Annotated in this window: 17 protein-coding genes and 1 tRNA gene; 13 read left to right on the top strand and 5 right to left on the bottom strand. The window is 57.8% G+C overall.

Annotation, left to right across the window (positions count from 1 at the left end):
* Nucleotides 1-120: 120 nt before the first annotated feature.
* From FQB27_RS14670 to FQB27_RS14660, 3 genes are all read left to right on the top strand, one after another.
* Nucleotides 121-801 (top strand): HAD-IA family hydrolase, encoded by a 681-nt coding sequence (locus FQB27_RS14670; protein WP_169561799.1) that lies wholly within the window; start codon nucleotides 121-123, stop codon nucleotides 799-801.
* A 100-nt stretch (nucleotides 802-901) separates the two neighbouring features.
* Nucleotides 902-1,597 (top strand): ATP12 family chaperone protein, encoded by a 696-nt coding sequence (locus FQB27_RS14665; RefSeq protein WP_169561798.1) that lies wholly within the window; start codon nucleotides 902-904, stop codon nucleotides 1,595-1,597.
* Between the two features lie 176 nt (nucleotides 1,598-1,773).
* Nucleotides 1,774-2,052 carry an acylphosphatase gene (locus tag FQB27_RS14660; protein ID WP_169561797.1) on the top strand — a complete coding sequence of 93 codons (279 nt, stop codon included), beginning with the start codon at nucleotides 1,774-1,776 and terminating at the stop codon, nucleotides 2,050-2,052.
* Here FQB27_RS14660 and lipB read toward each other — a convergent pair.
* The gene (gene lipB, locus FQB27_RS14655) at nucleotides 2,030-2,686 is read right to left on the bottom strand and encodes a lipoyl(octanoyl) transferase LipB (RefSeq protein ID WP_169561796.1); all 657 of its coding nucleotides are present in this window, start codon (nucleotides 2,684-2,686) and stop codon (nucleotides 2,030-2,032) included. The two genes, FQB27_RS14660 and lipB, sit on opposite strands and share 23 nt — an antisense overlap.
* Nucleotides 2,687-2,817: 131 nt before the next feature.
* Between lipB and FQB27_RS14650 the strand changes: the two genes are divergently transcribed.
* The 3 genes from FQB27_RS14650 to FQB27_RS14640 all read left to right on the top strand — a co-directional run bounded on the left by FQB27_RS14650 (nucleotide 2,818) and on the right by FQB27_RS14640 (nucleotide 4,897).
* Complete coding sequence (locus FQB27_RS14650) at nucleotides 2,818-3,066, top strand: FliM/FliN family flagellar motor switch protein (protein ID WP_169561795.1); 249 nt, start codon at nucleotides 2,818-2,820, stop codon at nucleotides 3,064-3,066.
* 114 nt (nucleotides 3,067-3,180) lie between these two features.
* Nucleotides 3,181-3,267, top strand: a tRNA-Leu gene (locus FQB27_RS14645).
* 577 nt (nucleotides 3,268-3,844) lie between these two features.
* Nucleotides 3,845-4,897 carry a hypothetical protein gene (locus FQB27_RS14640; RefSeq protein WP_169561794.1) on the top strand — a complete coding sequence of 351 codons (1,053 nt, stop codon included), beginning with the start codon at nucleotides 3,845-3,847 and terminating at the stop codon, nucleotides 4,895-4,897.
* A gap of 79 nt (nucleotides 4,898-4,976) precedes the next feature.
* On the opposite strand, the gene FQB27_RS14635 is transcribed toward FQB27_RS14640, so the two are convergent.
* The 3 genes from FQB27_RS14635 to FQB27_RS14625 form a co-directional block, all read right to left on the bottom strand.
* Nucleotides 4,977-6,206, bottom strand: a complete 1,230-nt coding sequence (locus tag FQB27_RS14635) for an NnrS family protein (protein ID WP_169561793.1) — start codon at nucleotides 6,204-6,206, stop codon at nucleotides 4,977-4,979.
* A 105-nt stretch (nucleotides 6,207-6,311) separates the two neighbouring features.
* Nucleotides 6,312-6,962 (bottom strand): peptide-methionine (S)-S-oxide reductase MsrA, encoded by a 651-nt coding sequence (msrA, locus tag FQB27_RS14630; protein WP_169561792.1) that lies wholly within the window; start codon nucleotides 6,960-6,962, stop codon nucleotides 6,312-6,314.
* A gap of 99 nt (nucleotides 6,963-7,061) precedes the next feature.
* The gene (locus FQB27_RS14625; RefSeq protein WP_169561791.1) at nucleotides 7,062-7,637 is read right to left on the bottom strand and encodes a PAS domain-containing protein; all 576 of its coding nucleotides are present in this window, start codon (nucleotides 7,635-7,637) and stop codon (nucleotides 7,062-7,064) included.
* 220 nt (nucleotides 7,638-7,857) lie between these two features.
* On the opposite strand from FQB27_RS14625, the gene FQB27_RS14620 reads away from it, so the two are divergent.
* Entirely contained in the window at nucleotides 7,858-10,185 is a 2,328-nt protein-coding gene (locus FQB27_RS14620; RefSeq protein WP_169561790.1) for an NADP-dependent malic enzyme, read from the top strand.
* Nucleotides 10,185-11,591, top strand: a complete 1,407-nt coding sequence (gene mgtE, locus FQB27_RS14615) for a magnesium transporter (RefSeq protein WP_169561789.1) — start codon at nucleotides 10,185-10,187, stop codon at nucleotides 11,589-11,591. Before FQB27_RS14620 ends, mgtE begins: the two co-directional genes overlap by 1 nt.
* Nucleotides 11,592-11,602: 11 nt before the next feature.
* Here mgtE and FQB27_RS14610 read toward each other — a convergent pair whose 3' ends face one another.
* Nucleotides 11,603-12,502, bottom strand: coding sequence for a LysR family transcriptional regulator (locus tag FQB27_RS14610; RefSeq protein WP_169561788.1), 900 nt, complete (start codon nucleotides 12,500-12,502; stop codon nucleotides 11,603-11,605).
* A 105-nt stretch (nucleotides 12,503-12,607) separates the two neighbouring features.
* Here FQB27_RS14610 and FQB27_RS14605 point away from each other — a divergent pair, with 105 nt between their 5' ends.
* Genes FQB27_RS14605 through FQB27_RS14585 form a run of 5 tightly spaced genes read left to right on the top strand, consistent with a single transcriptional unit; the run spans nucleotide 12,608 to nucleotide 17,124 of the window.
* Nucleotides 12,608-13,087, top strand: a complete 480-nt coding sequence (locus tag FQB27_RS14605; protein WP_169561787.1) for a PaaI family thioesterase — start codon at nucleotides 12,608-12,610, stop codon at nucleotides 13,085-13,087.
* Complete coding sequence (locus FQB27_RS14600) at nucleotides 13,084-13,536, top strand: PaaI family thioesterase (RefSeq protein WP_169561786.1); 453 nt, start codon at nucleotides 13,084-13,086, stop codon at nucleotides 13,534-13,536. The genes FQB27_RS14605 and FQB27_RS14600 overlap by 4 nt, the downstream gene beginning before the upstream one ends.
* A complete protein-coding gene (locus tag FQB27_RS14595) occupies nucleotides 13,536-14,708 on the top strand; it encodes an isovaleryl-CoA dehydrogenase (RefSeq protein WP_169561785.1) in 1,173 nt (390 codons plus the stop codon). Before FQB27_RS14600 ends, FQB27_RS14595 begins: the two co-directional genes overlap by 1 nt.
* A gap of 55 nt (nucleotides 14,709-14,763) precedes the next feature.
* Nucleotides 14,764-15,951 (top strand): acetyl-CoA C-acyltransferase, encoded by a 1,188-nt coding sequence (locus tag FQB27_RS14590; RefSeq protein WP_169561784.1) that lies wholly within the window; start codon nucleotides 14,764-14,766, stop codon nucleotides 15,949-15,951.
* A 39-nt stretch (nucleotides 15,952-15,990) separates the two neighbouring features.
* Entirely contained in the window at nucleotides 15,991-17,124 is a 1,134-nt protein-coding gene (locus FQB27_RS14585; RefSeq protein ID WP_169561783.1) for an acyl-CoA dehydrogenase family protein, read from the top strand.
* The last annotated feature ends 57 nt before the right edge of the window (nucleotides 17,125-17,181 follow it).

The following is a 17,181-nucleotide window of genomic DNA, read 5'->3' as shown; positions in this document are numbered from 1 at the left end:
CGGCGGCGGCGCTAATCCGTTTGGCGTTCAAGGGGGGAATAGTCTAAAGATTGAAGGCAGAAAAGTAATTTTTAGCGGGCGTTCCCGAAGACAGGGCGCCTGACAAGGGAAACGGTTTCAATGGTGAATGACTCTCCTCTCAAACTTGTCGTGTTCGATTGCGACGGAACGCTGGTCGACAGTCAGTACAATATCATCAGTTGCATGGACCGGGCGTTTGAAGAAAGCGGCTTGATCCCGCCGGAGGGGCGGGCTGTGCGCTCCATCATCGGCCTCAATCTGGATCAGGCCATTCATGAACTGATGGAGGACAAGGAGGATTTCGATCTTCTCGCCCGTCTGGTGGAGAGCTACCGGCAGGCGTTCAAGGCGCAGCGACTGTCCGCCGATCATCACGAGCCTTTGTTCGAGGGAGTACGGGAAATCCTTGAGCAGTTGGAGGCCGACGGCGTGCTGATGGGGGTTGCCACCGGAAAATCCATGCGCGGCCTGAAGGCGGTGATCGAGCAGCACGGCCTTGAGAAATACTTCATCACCTTGCAAACCCCGGATCACAATCCCGGAAAGCCCCACCCGCAGATGCTGGAGAAGGCCATGGATATGGCGGGGGTTGGGCCTGAAAATACGCTCATGATCGGGGACACAAGTTTTGATATGATGCTGGCCAAGAATGCGGGCAGTACGGCCGTCGGCATTACATGGGGCTATCATGACCGGGATATTCTGATTGGCTCAGGCGCGGATCACCTGATTGACAACTTTGCCCCGCTGCCCGGGTTGTTGGCCGGGCTTGGGCGCTGAATGTTGGCAGTTTTGCTTGCAATTCTGCAAATAAACTCTATAAACCAAACGACTGTTTGCTTTATGCAATTGTAACAGACCGAACAGGTAAAGACATTTTATGAAAAGGTTTTACAAGACAGCCGCAGCAGGGGCCGTTGACGGCGGATATTCTGTGTTTCTGGATGGTCGTCCCCTCAAGACACCGGCCAAATCCCCGCTTGTCGTATGTTCATCTGCCTTGGCTGAAACAATTGCAGGGGAGTGGGAGGCGCAAGGGGAGAAAATCCAGCCCCAAAGCATGCCCCACATGAAACTTGCCGCCACGGCCATTGACCGGGTTACGACCCAGCGGGACCATGTGGTGGAGGAGATCGCAGCCTACGGCGGAACGGATTTGCTTTGTTACCGGGCCGCCTATCCCCAGCAACTGGTGCGTAAACAGACAGCAGCGTGGGATCCGGTACTGGACTGGCTGGCGGGACGGTTTGACGTTCACCTGAAAACCACGACCGGGATTGCCCATGTTCAGCAGGACCCGAACCATCTGGCCATCATGAGGGAGGTTGTGGAACAGCAATCCGACCTGAAACTGTCCGCCATCCACACAATTGTCAGTCTGACCGGGTCGCTGGTGGTGACATTGGCGGTTGTGGACGGGCATCTGGATGCGGATCGGGCCTTCGAGATCAGCGAACTGGATGAAACCCATACCATAGAGGAATGGGGTGAAGATGCGGAAGCCGCAGAACGAAGAAGGAATAACAAGCAAACCCTTGCGGCAGCCGTAGAATATTTGAACCTTTGTGAACAGTGACAAAACCTGGCCCAGATCAGGGACCATGTCCGGGAGATGATATGAAAGATATAATTCAACAACTCTTTAAGGCGAAAAAGGGAGAAAAAGAAAAATGTTCAAGCGGTCAAGGCCAAGGCGGGCGATACATTGGCTGTGGATGATGTCATTCTTGAATTTGAATAGGACATGATCCCATGAAAACAGTTCACGCTCGCATCTCAGGCAAGGTACAAGGTGTCTGGTATCGGGCGTGGACCGTTGAACAGGCCAAAACCCATGGTATCCGGGGGTGGGTGCGCAATCGCACGGACGGAACGGTCGAGGCCCTGTTTCAGGGCGATGGCCAGACCGTTCTTGCCTTGCTCGAAAAATGTAAGGATGGGCCCCCCATGGCCAAGGTAACGGACATCTCCACCGAAGATGTGGTTGAGGCGTCCGTCTATCTGGACTTTACGGCAGAATCGACCCTTTAAGGCCGTTCTGCAGGAAGATTTTCTCAAAACTGGCACGAAGTTCGATGTCGAATTCCGGCAGGGTAACGGGAATACCCTTATCCACCAGCGACGTCACACCGTGTTCTGTAATCCCGCAAGGGACAATCCCGGCATAATGCCCAAGATCCGGCTCCACATTGATGGAGATACCGTGAAAGCTGACCCATTTGCGGACCCGCACGCCAATGGCGGCAATCTTGTCTTCCCTGGCGCCATCGGCAACCCAGACACCAACCCGGCCATCGCGCTTTTCCCCCTTGATCTGATATTGGGCCAGCACATCAATGACCCAGTCTTCAAGATCCTGCACAAAGGCGCGGATATCGGCACCCCGCTTTTTCAGGTCCAGCATCACATAGGCAATCCGCTGTCCGGGGCCGTGATAGGTATACTGGCCGCCGCGGCCCGCCGTATGGACGGGAAACAGGTCCGGGCGGACCAGATCAGCCGCATCGGCGCTGGTGCCCGCTGTGTACAGGGGTGGGTGCTCCAGAAGCCAGACAAGTTCGTTGGCGGTGCCGGCACGAATGGCGGCCACCCGGTCCTCCATTTCCTGAAGGGCCTGCTCATAGGGGACAAGCTCGTCCGATATCTTCCATTCAATCGTATGCATAGGGCCTTATAACATTTTTCTGTTTCCGGGCAACCGGATCGGATATATCTCGGAAAACGGTCACATTTTAAGGGAATGGTAACCATACCCGATCATAGTAGGGCGGAATTGGTTCATGAACAGGGTGCATTATGGAAGATAAGGCAATCAAGGGCGTTGATGTGGAAATCTCGGTCGTTCTCGGCAAGGCCGTGATGCCGATTCACCAACTCCTGAAAATGGGTCGCGGCGCCGTGATCGAGCTGGATACCGGGGTCGATGACGACGCCATGGTGCTGGCCAACAACAAGCCCATTGCCTTTGGGGAAATCATCGTGGTGGATGACAATATTGGGGTTTCGATCACCGACAAGGTCAGCCCGAACCAGCGGGATTTCTGATCCGGCTCCTGTCTTTTTCATATCAGGGAAATAAAATTAAGTGGCGGATTTGAAAAATAATTCATTCTCCACTTGCCAGTGAGGAAAACATTTGTTATTTCCCTGCCTCACCAAGCGGTCGTGGCGGAATTGGTAGACGCGCAGCGTTGAGGTCGCTGTCCGGTAACACGGGTGGAAGTTCGAGTCTTCTCGACCGCACCAAAACAAAAAGCCCCTGAGGTCTCTGACTTCAGGGGCTTTTTGTTTTTTGGTCGATTGCGCTGAGATGTTGCAGGGATTGCATGAAACATCCTGTGAGTGCAGCACTCCTTTCGCGCCCCTTATGTGCTATACGGTTGATCCTGCCTGACCCGGTGAATTGAGGTCATCGGTGGTGTCCATGTGATTGTCTTCATCGACCCTTCGACTGGTCTTCCCGGTCTCCCCTAAAGTGATCCCGGCTGCGACGATCCCCGATGCTGCGAGCATGGGGACGACTTACACCATTTTATCGGTGAAGAAGGCGACGGTGTAGGATGGCACCAGCGCAATCGCTGCCTTGAGCAACGCTCCCTTCAAGCTTTCCATAGTCATTCTCCCTGTTTTGTTCGGAGCGTACGTCTTTATGTGTGGAAGGGTAAATGGGCCGGGGTGTTGGGAGGGTGAATGTGGTGTTTTTGTTGATAACAACATTATTTGACCGACTGCGGTGTTTTGAAGTGTAATTTATGTGAAATTTTGTTGTCATAAAGGCGTGGGAAGGTGAGGTCCTTGGAAAACTAGAAATGGTGGACGTCACATGTTCAAAAAAGCTCTTCTTGTTGCAACCTGCCTTGTTGTCGGAACCTACGGGTCGATTGCAGGCGCTGCCGAAATTTCAAAAGACCGCCTTAACAGCATTCTGGCAACCAGCCCGCTGGAAATGGCCACAACCGGGGCCTGGACCGTATCGGCCTATGACCGCCTGATGGGGTATATCCATTCCATTCAGGACAAGGAACTGCGGACCCTTGTTCTGGACATGTACCAGAACCCGAAAACCACCGTCTTCAAGGCGGAAGCCGACCGGGATGCGCTGCGGATTGCACCGGCCGCCGGGGGCATCGGGCACCATTACTATCCGGGCGGGCTTGCCGTTCATCTGGTGGAAGTGATTGAAACCGCCCTTGGTTGGGTCCGCATGTTTGAGGAAATTCACGGCATCCGCACCACCGACCGGGATCTGGTGATTGCCCAGCTTGCCCTGCATGACTGGAGCAAGCTGTGGTACAACTGGGATGAAAAAACCGGCAAGGTGAAGAAGCCTGAATGGTTCCCGAAATCTTGGGGTGGTCAGGACGGCATCGCCCGTTGGGGCTGGATGGGTGAGCATGGTGCGGTTGTCTATGCGGAACTGATGAAGCGGAATGCACCGCAGGATGTTCTGTTCGGCGCGGCCTCCACCCACTTTGATCCGCACTGGGATGTGGATGTAACGGACAAGGATGGCAAGAAGCAGGGCTTCAACGCCGCCATGGTTGAGGCCGCCGACTATGCTGGCACCAAGGCCCCGCAGATTGACATGGAAAAACGCAAGGCGGAATGGTTCCTGTCCAACTACACCGATGGCGACTGGTCTTATTCCCAGTATGTGGCAGGCCTGTCCGCTCACAAATGGATCCGCGATGTGGCCGAGGAACTGGGTTACAAGCGGGACAGCGTCGAGGCCAACAAGCTGGCCTGGTTCGTTCTGTCACGGATTTCCGATTTCAAGCTGTATAGCCTGTACCAGAATGCGGATTTCTCTGACGAGGGGGTCAAGGAAACCATTCGCGATATTCTGGCCGATTCCTCTGATTTCGAAGTGAAATAAGACCGTCTGTCATTGCTCTGTTCAGGCCCACCGGTGTTTTGCGCCGGTGGGCTTTTTTTATGGTGCGGGCGGGGACGGGTTAGCCCGCTTTTCCGTCCGGGCGGGGGCGGATCAGGATGGGGGTATAGACCACCAGATACAGGCACCAGACAACCAGCCAACCGGCGCCTGCCGTGATGATCCCGGCAAAATACCAATCAGGCAGAAAAGTGGCCGGAATAACCCGCAGCAGCATGGACAGGATCAGGATGAAATAGGCGGCGGTGATAAAAGGGCTGACAACAAGGGGGCGGCCCGTGTGCCCAAGGGCGATGCGGGACATCATGCCGTAAATCATGACACCAAGGCCCCCGATGGTGATCACATGCAGGCTGGCGGGCTCGCTGATACTGTCAAAGCTGTGCGAGGTCGCCGCGGCAAGGAACCCAAGGCCGAGCAATCCATACCCCGCATGCAGGACCCACATCAGCGGATCGGACAGGGTGCGTCCGCCCTGCCAACGGGACAGGCGGGCCAGAACCAGCAGGCCTGCCGCCACATTGAGAAGAGCCAACACCCAACCCGGCAGGGGAAAGAGGCTGGCAAGGACGGTCAGCAGGCACGCAATCAGGGTCGCCCGGACAAGAAGCGGGGGGCTGTCGGACAGGGGAGGCTTGCCCTGTCGGGCCAACCAGTTGGAGGTGAAAAAGGGAATGACCCGCCCGCCGATCATGACGGTCATCAGGACGAACAGCCCGATGGCAAAGCGCAGGCCCGTTGCCGCCGCCCCGTCTGTGCCCGTCCCGCCAAGGGTTTCGGCATGAAACAGGATATTGCCAAGGGTGATCAGCAGCAGCAGGGGGATAAAACCGGCATTGCGCCAAAGGCGCTTTTGCAGGATGGGGCGGGCAATCATGAAGGCAAGGGCCGGGACGAAGGCAAGGTCAACCAAAGCCACCATCCATGCGGGCAGCAGGCCGGCGAAAGTCATGGTCAACCGCCCGGCCAGCCACAACAGGAACAGGCCGACCAGCGGTGCCCCGTGAATGCGGGGGCTGCCCGCCCAGACGGGCACGGCCGTTGTCAGGAAGCCGGCGGCAACAGCGACGATAAACCCGAACACCAGTTCATGCCCGTGCCAGAGGGTAAGGGAAAGCGGGGTCGCCCCCGCCAGCGGGGAGGCGAGGCCCGCCAGATCAAGCAGAAACAGGAGGAGCGCCAGCGGTGCGTAAAGCGCCGCTGCCAGAAAGAAAACCCGAAAGCCTGTTTCGAAGAGGGGGAGGCGGGCGAGGGTCTCAGTGCCGGTGTGGGTGTCGGAAGCGTTTTGCATGGCAGGCTCCTGTCCAGTGATCAGGAAATGCTAATTTTAATAACGCTCCTTGGAAAGGGGAAAATGGGCCTGCGTGACAATGGGTCGCAAGAGACGCGAAGGCAATCAGGGCCTGTGCCCGGCAGGCCGAATGGTGGAGGATGGGGCCGCTGCAATGCCCTTGTGGGCCTCGTCCCCCCACAGGTCGCGAATGCGGGCGTCACGGCCACAGTTGAAGCGGTAGAATTTATAGCGGATCGGGTTTTTCAGGTAATAATCCTGATGATACTCCTCGGCGTCGGTCCAGAGGCCTGCGTCCCGAACCGGCGTGACGATAGGGGCGGGCAGGCGGCTGGATGCCTCCAGTGCGGCCTTGGAGGCCTGTGCCTGACGTTTCTGTTCGGGGGAGTTTGCGAAAATGGCCGTACGATAGGAATTCCCCCGGTCACAGAACTGGCCGCCGTCGTCGGTCGGATCAACAGACCGCCAAAAGACATCCAGCAACGCCTGATAGGAAACGCGGGACGGATCGAAGGTAATGCGTACGGCCTCGATATGATTGCCGTGATTGCGATAGGTGGGGTTGGGCATCTGCCCGCCCGTATAGCCGGAGACGGCAGAGATCACGCCGTCCACATGCTCGAAATCCTTTTCGACGCACCAGAAGCATCCACCGGCAAAGGTGGCAACCTCAAGGGGTGCCTCGGCGAAGGTGGTCTTGCCAGCAAGGGTCGCCGCGATCAGCAGGGCGGCAAGGGAAACGGGTCTGGTAAGCATGTCTTTCTCCTTCGTTTTTCATGAAGGTAGGCATTGCGGGGCCAGACGCCAATCACCCTTGAACACAGATCGGTGAACAGGGGCCGGTAAGCCGGGGGGTTAGAGGATCGTGGCAAAGTCTTTCGGGACGGTGCCCACCAATATGCGGTCAAGAACACCATCCCGGTTTTCCATGGGCAGGAGAAGGCGGCACCAGCGTGTTGATTGTGAAGCGCTGTAAGAGGCTGTATGCTCGGAATACAGGGGCGTCTTGAGTTTCATGACGGCCGGATATTGGGCCAACGACAGGCGGCCCGGCACTTCGCCAAATTCGGAAATCCACTTGCCGGTCATTTCGCGTCCGACCAGTTTGGCCACATTGGAGCCATAGACGCGATAGCGGAAGTCGGTGCCGTTCTCGTTGGGTTCCAGAAGCAGCACATTGCCGATGGCCTTGATGAAGTCCTCCGGGTTGATCTGGGAGTAACGGGCAATCGTCCCGTCGCCTCGCAACCCCTGCCAATAGGTCCAGAGAATCCGGTGTTCGGGGATGTCGAAGTCTTCTTCGCGGGTTTGGTCAGGGTCAAGGGTACAATAGGACAGGGCCTGGACTTTCAGATCCCTTTGATCCGGAAGGATGGCCTTGATGGGATCATTGTCGGGACAGGAACCGGTGTAATAACGAAATGAAGGCATTGTACAGCTTCTGATGTAAGATGAGGGCGGATAACTTCAATCAAGAGTAACTGCCGGAATTTTCAAACAGATTATGTTGATATAGGCAAATGGTAAACTTTTCGTAGACAGGGAAAGAAATAAAGCGAAATGCCGGATTTTCCTGAAAATTAAGGTGGTCATTCACGGGCGCTTTGGGTAAACCCTAGGGCGTTGCCGACTCATTTCAAAGGACACAGGTATGGCGTCAGATTTGCAGCAAAAAGCATTGGATTATCATCGGTTTCCCAAAGCCGGTAAGCTGACCATCTCCCCGACAAAACCCATGGAAACGCAAAGCGACCTTGCACTGGCCTATTCGCCGGGGGTAGCGCATCCGTGTCTTGCCATTGCCGAGGATGAAAATCAGGCGGCAAGCCTGACGGCCCGCGGCAACCTTGTCGGCGTCGTGACCAACGGCACGGCCGTGCTGGGCCTTGGGGCCATTGGCCCGCTGGCATCCAAGCCGGTGATGGAAGGGAAAGCGGTCCTGTTCAAGAAATTCGCCGGTGTCGATGTGTTCGATATCGAGCTGAATGAGCGAGACCCGGAAAAGCTGGTGGATATCATTGCGGCCATGGAACCCACCTTTGGCGGCATCAACCTTGAGGATATCAAGGCCCCGGAATGCTTTATCGTCGAAAAGCTGTGCCGGGAGCGGATGAACATCCCGGTTTTCCATGACGACCAGCATGGCACGGCCATCTGTGTGGCGGCGGCGGTTTATAACGCGCTGCGGGTTGTGGGCAAGGATATCGGCAAGGTCAAGCTGGCGGCCTGCGGGGCCGGGGCGGCGGCGTTGGCCTGCCTCAAGCTGCTGGTCAGTCTGGGGCTGCCGAAAGAAAATATTGTGGTCAGTGATATCCACGGCGTGGTCTATGAAGGCCGCGAAGTGGAGATGGACCCCTACAAGTCCGAGTTCGCGGTGGACACCAACATGCGGACCCTGTCCGAGGCTGTGAAGGATGCGGATATCTTCCTTGGCTGCTCCGGTCCGGGGGCCCTGACCAAGGACATGGTTGCCACCATGGGGGAACGTCCGATCATTTTGGCGCTGGCCAACCCGACACCGGAAATTCTGCCGGAAGAGGTTCGCGAGGTGCGCCCGGATGCCATCATCGCAACCGGCCGGTCCGATTATCCCAACCAGGTGAACAACGTTCTGTGTTTCCCGTATCTGTTCCGCGGGGCGCTGGATGTGGGCGCGACCGAGATCAACGAAGACATGAAGATTGCCGCCGTCAAGGCCATCGCCGATCTGGCGCAGGCCGAACAGTCGGACATCGTGACCAAGGCCTATGGGGGCGCGGCCCTCAGTTTCGGGCCGGAATACCTGATCCCGACACCGTTCGATCCGCGTCTGTATGTTGAAGTGGCCTATGCCGTGGCCAAGGCGGCCATGGACAGCGGTGTTGCCGCCCGTCCGGTGGATAGCCTTGAGCTGTACCGCGAGAAACTGCGGAACTTCATTTACCGGACCCGCTTTGTCATGAAGCCGGTCTTTGACAAGGCCCGCAAGCAACTGATGCGGGTCGCCTATGCGGAGGGCGAGGACGAGCGGGTGCTGTCCGCCGTCCAGACCGTGGTGGATGAAGGGCTGGCCCTTCCCATTCTGGTGGGTCGCCGCAAGGTGATCGAATTCCGGATTGAAAAGATGAAGCTGCGCCTCAAGCTGGATCGGGACTTCCAGCTTGTCGATCCTGAAGATGATCCCCGCTACCGGGAATATTGGCAGGCCTATCACGCCATTCGCGAACGCGAAGGCGTCGATCCGGATACGGCCCGGGCGCATATCCGCACCAATACGACCATTATCGGTGCCATGATGGTGCATCTGGGGCATGCGGACGCGCTGGTCTGCGGGACCTACGGGAAGTACAGCAAGCATTTCAACCGGGTATCCGGCATCATTCCGCTGCGGGATGGGGTCCGTCACGCATCGGCGCTGCATCTTCTGGTGTCCAACGACCGGGCGCTGTTCTTCTCGGATACGCAGGTACGCGAACAGCACACGGCGGAGGAACTGGCCGAACTGACGATTTTGGCGGCGGATGAGGTCAAGCGTTTCGGGATTGAGCCGAAGGTGGCGCTGATTTCCTATTCCAACTTCGGGTCTGCGGATGTGCCGTCTGCCCGAAAGGCGCAGGCAGCCCTGAAGATCATCAACCGGTTGGCGCCGGAGCTTTCCGTGGAAGGCGAGATGAAGGCGGATTCGGCGCTGGTGCCGGAAATCAGAAACACCATCTTCCCCAATTCCCGCATGGAAGGGGCGGCCAACCTGCTGATCATGCCGGACCTGGATTCTGCGAATATCAGTTACAATATTGCGAAAAGTCTTGGAAACGGGATCGCCGTTGGACCAATCCTGATCGGTATGTCAAAATCCGTTCATATTACTGTGCCATCTGTCACGGTTCGGGGGCTTGTCAATATTACAGCGATTGCGGCCGTGGATGCACAGGATCATCAGGCAGGGACCATGATGCATGGCCTTGCTTCACGGAAAAAGCGTATCAAGGGTGATGGTTAATGAATGAACTGCGATTTCAGGACGGAAACGAAGAAGCCGCGCCGCCGCGTGAAGACGACGAAGGTCTTTACGGCATGACGGACACGACCGTTCAGGAAATCGCAGAGTCCCTTGAACTGGGACAGGAAGACCCTATTCGTGAGGTGGTGGCCGAGTTGCACACCGCCGACCTTGCCGACCTGATCGAACAGTTGAAGTCCAAACACCGGACGCTGCTGTTCGAGGTGGCCGGGGACCTGATCGACCCGGAAGTCTTTTCGGAAATTGACGAAAGCATCCGGGATGATCTGGTCGAGGACATGGACCCGACGGAAATCGCGGCCGTTGTCACCGAACTGGAACTGGATGACGCGGTTCACGTTCTGGAAGACCTTGAAGAGGAAGACCAGCAGGATGTTCTGAGGGAGCTTCCCGCAGAAGACCGGCTGGTGATCGAGCAGAGCCTGTCTTATGACGAGGATTCTGCCGGTCGTCTGATGCAGCGGGATACCATCGCGGTGCCCGAATACTGGAATATCGGTCAGACCATCGATTACCTGCGGGATACGCAGGACCTGCCCAACGAATTTTACGAAATCTTTGTCGTTGACCCGCGCCACCATCCGGTGGGCACCATCCCCCTTGACCGGGCCATGCGCAGCCAGCGGACAGTCAATGTGCGGGACATCATGAACCGCGAACAGAAACTGATCCCCGTTGATATGGATCAGGAAGAAGTGGCCTATCTGTTCCAGCAATATCGTCTAGCATCAGCGGCGGTGGTGAACGAGAGCGGGGCGCTGATCGGCATGATCACCGTTGACGATATCGTTGACGTTATCAACGAAGAGGCCGAGGAAGATATCCTGCGGCTGGGTGGTGTGTCCGAGGATGACCTGTTCGGGTCCATCATGGGGACCACACGCACCCGCTTTACGTGGTTGTTGGTCAACCTGCTGACGGCGGTTCTGGCATCGATTGCCATCGGTTTCTTTGATGCAACCATGGAAAAGATCATTGCGCTGGCCGTTCTCATGCCCATCGTGGCCAGCATGGGGGGCAACGCGGGGACCCAGACCCTGACGGTTGCGGTGCGCGCCCTTGCCACCCGTGAACTGACATCGAACAACATGTTCCGTATCCTCGGGAAAGAGGCCATCGTCGCCTTTCTGAACGGGACGGCCTTTGCCATCCTGATCGGGCTGGTGGCGTGGATCTGGTTCGGGGATCTGTCCATTGGCTGGGTCATTGCCGTCGCCATGGTGGTGAACATGCTGGTGGCAGGGGTTGCCGGTATGGCCATCCCCATCGCGCTGGATCACTACAAGATCGATCCGGCGGTGGCGTCCAGTGTGTTCGTGACGACCATTACCGATATTATCGGCTTTGTCGCCTTTCTCGGGATTGCCACGCTGGTCCTTCTTTGATTTTCGAGGGGCTAACGCGCCCAGTCCAGATTGGACGACCCCTGACGCTTGGGGTGCCAGTCATGGCTGGTGGCGAACAGCCGGAAACTTTCAACCAGTTCGTTGCGCTGGGTTGCCGGGGTGACAAGGCCTACGCTCCGCGAAATGGTGATCCCCTCCACGGGGCGCTGGGTGACGCCCGGATGATACAGGATGTCCGGCGCCATACATAAGCCAACCCCCGCCGCCACATAGGAAAGCGCCTTGTTGTTCTCGTCCGTTCGGTAAACGATGTTGGGGTTCACCCCTTTCTTGGCAAAGGTGCGGGTAACCTCTGCGGCGGTGGGGCAGTGGCTGCGATGCACGAAATCCAGCCGGTTCAGGTCCTGCAGCCCCACATAAGGGCGGGACAGCAGCGGGTGGGTCAGCGGCAGCAGCAGGACACAGCGGGTCGAGAACAACCGCTCAAAGCCTGTCCGCGGGCCGTCCGGGGCGGGCAGGGTCAGGGCCACATCAATCCGGTTTTCATCCAGCAACGCCTGAAGTTGCTCGGCCGTGCCTTCCTTCAGGGCGATCTGGATATCCGGGTGGGCCTTTTTAAAATCCTCCAGCAGCGGTGCCAGGTGGTTGCCGGGAACAAAGCGGTGAACCCCCAGCCGCAGTCGCCGGGCGGAGGGTTTGCCGCGGGCTTCCTGCAGGGCGGCATTGCATTCATAGATAATGGTGCGGGCGCGGGGCAGAAAGCGGTTGCCTGTGTCGGTCAGGGTGACACTGCGGGCGCCGCGATTGAACAGGGGGCTTCCCAGTTCCGTTTCCAGCTTCTTGATCCCGGCGGACAGGGTGGGCTGACTGACGAAAGCGCGTTCCGCCGCCCGCGAGAAATTCCCGGTTTCCACAACAGCCAGAAAATAACGAAGTTGGTAGAGATCCATCTATAGACAGTATCAATGGGTGCGATTGAAGTAAACGATTTTGTCTATAGGAGGTCGGGGGCTATACTCCCTTCCCAGATCAGTTGGAGAAGAGGGGAAAACTCCATGCAACGGTTCAGGCCGCAAAATCCTGACTTTGAAAATACCGTTCGGGACAGTTTTTCCCGGCAGCCCTTCATGATGCTTGTGGGGGCCCGGATGGAACGGGTGGCGCCGGGCTTGTGCGAAATTGTTCTTGATCATCGGGAGGACCTGACCCAGCAGCATGGCTTTTTCCACGGCGGGCTGGTGTCATCCATTGCGGACAGCGCGGCCGGATATGCGGCCTATTCCCTCTACCCGGAGGAGAGCACCGTGTTGACGGTCGATCTGAAGGTCAATTTCCTGAACCCGGCGGAAGGGGCACGCCTTCGGGCCCGGAGTGAAGTGGTTCAGGCGGGAGATATCCTCTATCACCTCAAGGCGGATGTCTTCGCCGAGGGGGAGGGGCAGTCTGTTCATTGCCTGACCGGGTATTTCTCGATGATGTGCCTGCATGGCCGGAAGGATACGGTCAACCTTGGGCGGACGGGGGAAGGTACATGACGAACCGGATGCAACCGGACTTGGAACAGGGCCTTCTGGCGGGCTTTGAAAGCCGGAATTTCATGCGCCATCTTGGTGTTGAGATCACCGTATTGGAGCAGGGCGTCTGTGACATGGCGCTGGATCACCGGGACAGTCTGATGCAGCACGGTGGTCGGTTCGACAGCGCCGTCCTTGGGGCGCTGGCGGACATGGCAGCCGGGACGGCAGGCCAGACCCTGATGCCGGCGGGAGAACGCTGCCGGACGGCGGAATACAAGCTGAACCTTCTGGCAGCGGCAGAGGGAGCACGGCTGGAGGCGGAGGCGCGGATCGTCAAGGCGGGCCGGACGCTGAAAGTCGCCGAAACGAATGTGTACTGTATCAATGAGAGCGAGCGGAAACATGTGGCCATGGCGTTGGTGACGCTGGTGGCCGATGGGACCCCTAGACAAGAGAAGGACGTTTGATGTCAGCAATTCATTATCCCAGCCTGAATTTTGATCTGGGCGAAACCGCCGATCTGATGCGGGAGACCGTCAGGAATTTTGCACAGGCCGAACTGGCCCCGCGGGCCGCGGAAATCGACGCCACCAACCAGTTCCCCATGGACGCATGGCGCAAGATGGGTGATCTGGGACTGCTGGGCATTACGGTCGAGGAGGAATATGGCGGTTCCGGCTTCGGATATCTGGAGCATTGTATCGCCGTTGAGGAAATCAGCCGCGCGTCCGCGTCGGTGGGGCTGTCTTACGGCGCGCATTCCAACCTGTGTGTGAACCAGATCCGCCGGGCAGGAACCGAGGAACAGAAGCAGAAATACCTGCCCAAGCTGATTTCCGGGGAACATGTGGGCGCGCTGGCCATGAGCGAGCCGGGCGCCGGGTCCGATGTGGTGTCCATGCGCCTTCGGGCCGAGAAAAAGGGCGACCGCTATATCCTGAACGGAAACAAGTTCTGGATTACCAATGGACCGGATGCGGATGTTCTGGTGGTTTATGCGAAAACCGAGCCGGATGCGGGCCCTCGCGGGATCACGGCCTTCCTGATCGAGAAGGGCTTCAAGGGGTTCTCGACCGCGCAGAAGCTGGACAAGCTGGGGATGCGCGGGTCCAACACCTGTGAACTGGTGTTTGAGGATTGCGAAGTGCCGGAGGAAAATATCCTCGGGCCGCTCAATGGTGGGGTTCGCGTCCTGATGAGCGGGCTGGATTATGAGCGGGTTGTCCTGTCCGCCGGCCCCCTTGGTATCATGAGCGCCTGCATGGATGTGGTCATTCCGTATATCCATGACCGGGAACAGTTCGGCGAGCCTATCGGCTCGTTCCAGTTGATGCAGGGCAAGGTGGCCGACATGTATTCGACCATGAATGCCTGTAAGGCCTATGTCTATACGGTTGCAAAAGCCTGCGATAGGGGCGAAACTGCCCGCAAGGATGCCGCAGGCGTTATCCTCTATGCGGCGGAGAAAGCCACATGGATGGCGCTTGAGGCAATCCAGGCGCTGGGTGGGAACGGATATATCAATGAATACCCGACCGGCCGTCTGTTGCGGGATGCAAAACTGTACGAGATTGGCGCCGGAACCAGCGAAATTCGCCGTATGTTGATTGGACGTGAATTGTTCAATGAAACGGCCTAGAAAGACCGCTGAAAACAACAACAAAATATATATGTACTGAAGAGTGGAGAATGAAATGAGTGACGATCCAGTAGTCATCGTAGGAATGGCCCGGACACCAATGGGTGGTTTTCAGGGAGACCTGGCCGATGTAAAGGCCCCGGTACTGGGCGCCGTTGCAATCGAGGAAGCCATGAAGCGGGCTGGCCTGAGCGGAAGCGATATTGACGAAGTCGTCATGGGCTGCGTTCTGCCGGCCGGTCTTGGTCAGGCTCCGGCCCGTCAGGCCTCTTTCGGTGCCGGTATTCCGGACAGCGTCGGCTGTACAACCATCAACAAGATGTGTGGCTCCGGCATGAAGGCCGCCATGTATGCCTATGACGCGATCAAGGCGGAAAGCGCCAATGTCATGGTTGCCGGTGGCTTTGAAAGCATGACAAATGCCCCTTACATCCTGCCGAAAATGCGCAGTGGTGCCCGTCTTGGTCATGCCGAGGTAAAGGACCACATGTTCCTGGACGGTCTGGAAGACGCCTATGAAGAAGGCCGCCTGATGGGCAGCTTCGCCGAGGAAACAGCCGGTCTGTACCAGTTTACCCGTGAGGATCAGGACGCCTATGCGATCGAGTCGCTGGCGCGCGCCAAGAAAGCAACGGAAGACGGCAGTTTTGCTGATGAAATTGTTTCCGTGACCGTCAAGACCCGCAAGGGCGAGGTGGTTTTCGACAAGGACGAACAGCCGCTGAAAGGCAACCCGGACAAGATCCCGACACTGCGTCCGGCCTTCGCCAAGGACGGCACCGTAACGGCTGCCAACTCCTCCTCCATCTCTGATGGTGGTGCGGCGCTGATCCTGATGAAGGAAAGCGAAGCCAAGAAGCGCGGTCTGAAGCCGGTCGCGAAATTCCTGGCCCATTCCACCCATGCCCGCAAGCCGTCCGAATTCACACTGGCGCCGATTGATGCGATTGCCAAGGTGATGGACAAGGTGAACTGGACCAAGGACGACGTTGATCTGTTCGAAATCAACGAGGCGTTTGCCGTTGTTGCCATGGCTGCGATCAAGGACCTCGGTCTGGATCACGCCAAGGTGAACGTGCATGGCGGTGCCTGTGCGCTGGGTCACCCGGTTGGGGCTTCCGGTGCGCGTATCGTTGTTACGCTTCTGTCTGCACTGAAGAAATACGGCAAGAAGCGCGGTGTCGCCGCTCTTTGCATCGGCGGTGGTGAAGCCACAGCCATGGCTGTGGAGCTTGTAGACTAACAGTCAGGAAATGGACGCCAGACGGCAGGAAGACAAAAAATGATTCTGAGTGAAGAGCAGACCATGATCCGCGATATGGCGCGGGATTTTGCAACCAACCGTCTGGCGCCGGATAGTGTGGCGTGGGAAAAGGCTGCGGCCATTCCCCGCGCCATTTTTGATGAAATGGGGGCGCTTGGCCTGATGGGCATGACCGTTCCCGAAGCCTATGGCGGCGCGGATACGGATTATGTGTCCTATGCGCTGGCGCTGATGGAAATCGCCGGAGGGGACGGGGCCGTTTCAACGGTCATGAGCGTCAACAACTCCCCCTGTTGCGCGGCAATCCTGAAAGACGGGACCGAAGAACAGAAGCAGGCCTATCTTGTGCCGCTGGCAAAGGGCGAGAAAATCGGTGCCTTCTGCCTGACAGAGCCCCATGCGGGATCGGATGCGTCCGCGCTTCGGACCCGGGCGGTGCGCGATGGCGACGATTACATCATTAACGGCACCAAACAGTTTATCACCTCTGGCAAGATCGGCGGTGTGGCCCTTGTGTTTGCGGTCACCGACCCGGACGCGGGCAAGAAAGGGATCAGTTGCTTCATTGTCCCGACCGATACACCGGGATACCGGGTTGCCTCAATCGAGGACAAGCTGGGACAGAAGGGGTCCGATACCTGTCAGATCGCCCTTGAGGATGTGCGGGTTCCCGCCTCGGCCATGCTGGGGACGGAGGGGGCCGGCTATCGCATTGCCCTTGCCAATCTGGAGACGGGCCGGATCGGCATCGGTGCCCAGAGCGTGGGCATGGCGGCGGCGGCCCTGAAACATGCCGTGGAATACGCCAAGGAGCGGGAATCCTTTGGCACACGAATTATTGACCATCAGGCGGTCGGGTTCCGCCTTGCGGATATGGCGACCAAGGTCGAGGTTGCCCGCCAGATGGTCCTGCATGCGGCCTCGCTGAAAGACGCAGGGCAGCCCTGCCTGACCGAGGCCAGCATGGCCAAGCTGTTCGCGTCTGAAATGGCGGAGGAAGTCTGTTCCGGGGCCATCCAGACCCTTGGGGGGAATGGTTTCATTGCCGATTACCCCGTTGAGAAAATCTATCGCGATGTCCGGGTTTGCCAGATTTACGAAGGCACTTCGGATATCCAGAAAATGGTGATTGCCCGGACCCTGGCCGCCTGATCAGGGGCCATATGGCCCCGGGTCTACTGCTTGCCCGCGCCGGAAAAGGCGACCTGT

This window comes from Sneathiella chinensis (genome assembly GCF_012720115.1).
Lineage (GTDB): Bacteria > Pseudomonadota > Alphaproteobacteria > Sneathiellales > Sneathiellaceae > Sneathiella > Sneathiella chinensis.
The sequence above is the reverse complement of the archived record's forward strand: the minus strand, read 5'-3'. Positions and strand labels throughout refer to the sequence as shown.

What these genes read in the sequence shown, in the direction of transcription:
- FQB27_RS14670 (WP_169561799.1), top strand. Translation starts at nt 121, where the DNA reads ATGGTGAATGACTCTCCTCTCAAACTTGTCGTGTTCGATTGCGACGGA.
- FQB27_RS14665 (WP_169561798.1), top strand. Translation starts at nt 902, where the DNA reads ATGAAAAGGTTTTACAAGACAGCCGCAGCAGGGGCCGTTGACGGCGGA.
- FQB27_RS14660 (WP_169561797.1), top strand. Translation starts at nt 1,774, where the DNA reads ATGAAAACAGTTCACGCTCGCATCTCAGGCAAGGTACAAGGTGTCTGG.
- lipB (WP_169561796.1), bottom strand. Translation starts at nt 2,686, where the DNA reads ATGCATACGATTGAATGGAAGATATCGGACGAGCTTGTCCCCTATGAG.
- FQB27_RS14650 (WP_169561795.1), top strand. Translation starts at nt 2,818, where the DNA reads ATGGAAGATAAGGCAATCAAGGGCGTTGATGTGGAAATCTCGGTCGTT.
- FQB27_RS14640 (WP_169561794.1), top strand. Translation starts at nt 3,845, where the DNA reads ATGTTCAAAAAAGCTCTTCTTGTTGCAACCTGCCTTGTTGTCGGAACC.
- FQB27_RS14635 (WP_169561793.1), bottom strand. Translation starts at nt 6,206, where the DNA reads ATGCAAAACGCTTCCGACACCCACACCGGCACTGAGACCCTCGCCCGC.
- msrA (WP_169561792.1), bottom strand. Translation starts at nt 6,962, where the DNA reads ATGCTTACCAGACCCGTTTCCCTTGCCGCCCTGCTGATCGCGGCGACC.
- FQB27_RS14625 (WP_169561791.1), bottom strand. Translation starts at nt 7,637, where the DNA reads ATGCCTTCATTTCGTTATTACACCGGTTCCTGTCCCGACAATGATCCC.
- FQB27_RS14620 (WP_169561790.1), top strand. Translation starts at nt 7,858, where the DNA reads ATGGCGTCAGATTTGCAGCAAAAAGCATTGGATTATCATCGGTTTCCC.
- mgtE (WP_169561789.1), top strand. Translation starts at nt 10,185, where the DNA reads ATGAATGAACTGCGATTTCAGGACGGAAACGAAGAAGCCGCGCCGCCG.
- FQB27_RS14610 (WP_169561788.1), bottom strand. Translation starts at nt 12,502, where the DNA reads ATGGATCTCTACCAACTTCGTTATTTTCTGGCTGTTGTGGAAACCGGG.
- FQB27_RS14605 (WP_169561787.1), top strand. Translation starts at nt 12,608, where the DNA reads ATGCAACGGTTCAGGCCGCAAAATCCTGACTTTGAAAATACCGTTCGG.
- FQB27_RS14600 (WP_169561786.1), top strand. Translation starts at nt 13,084, where the DNA reads ATGACGAACCGGATGCAACCGGACTTGGAACAGGGCCTTCTGGCGGGC.
- FQB27_RS14595 (WP_169561785.1), top strand. Translation starts at nt 13,536, where the DNA reads ATGTCAGCAATTCATTATCCCAGCCTGAATTTTGATCTGGGCGAAACC.
- FQB27_RS14590 (WP_169561784.1), top strand. Translation starts at nt 14,764, where the DNA reads ATGAGTGACGATCCAGTAGTCATCGTAGGAATGGCCCGGACACCAATG.
- FQB27_RS14585 (WP_169561783.1), top strand. Translation starts at nt 15,991, where the DNA reads ATGATTCTGAGTGAAGAGCAGACCATGATCCGCGATATGGCGCGGGAT.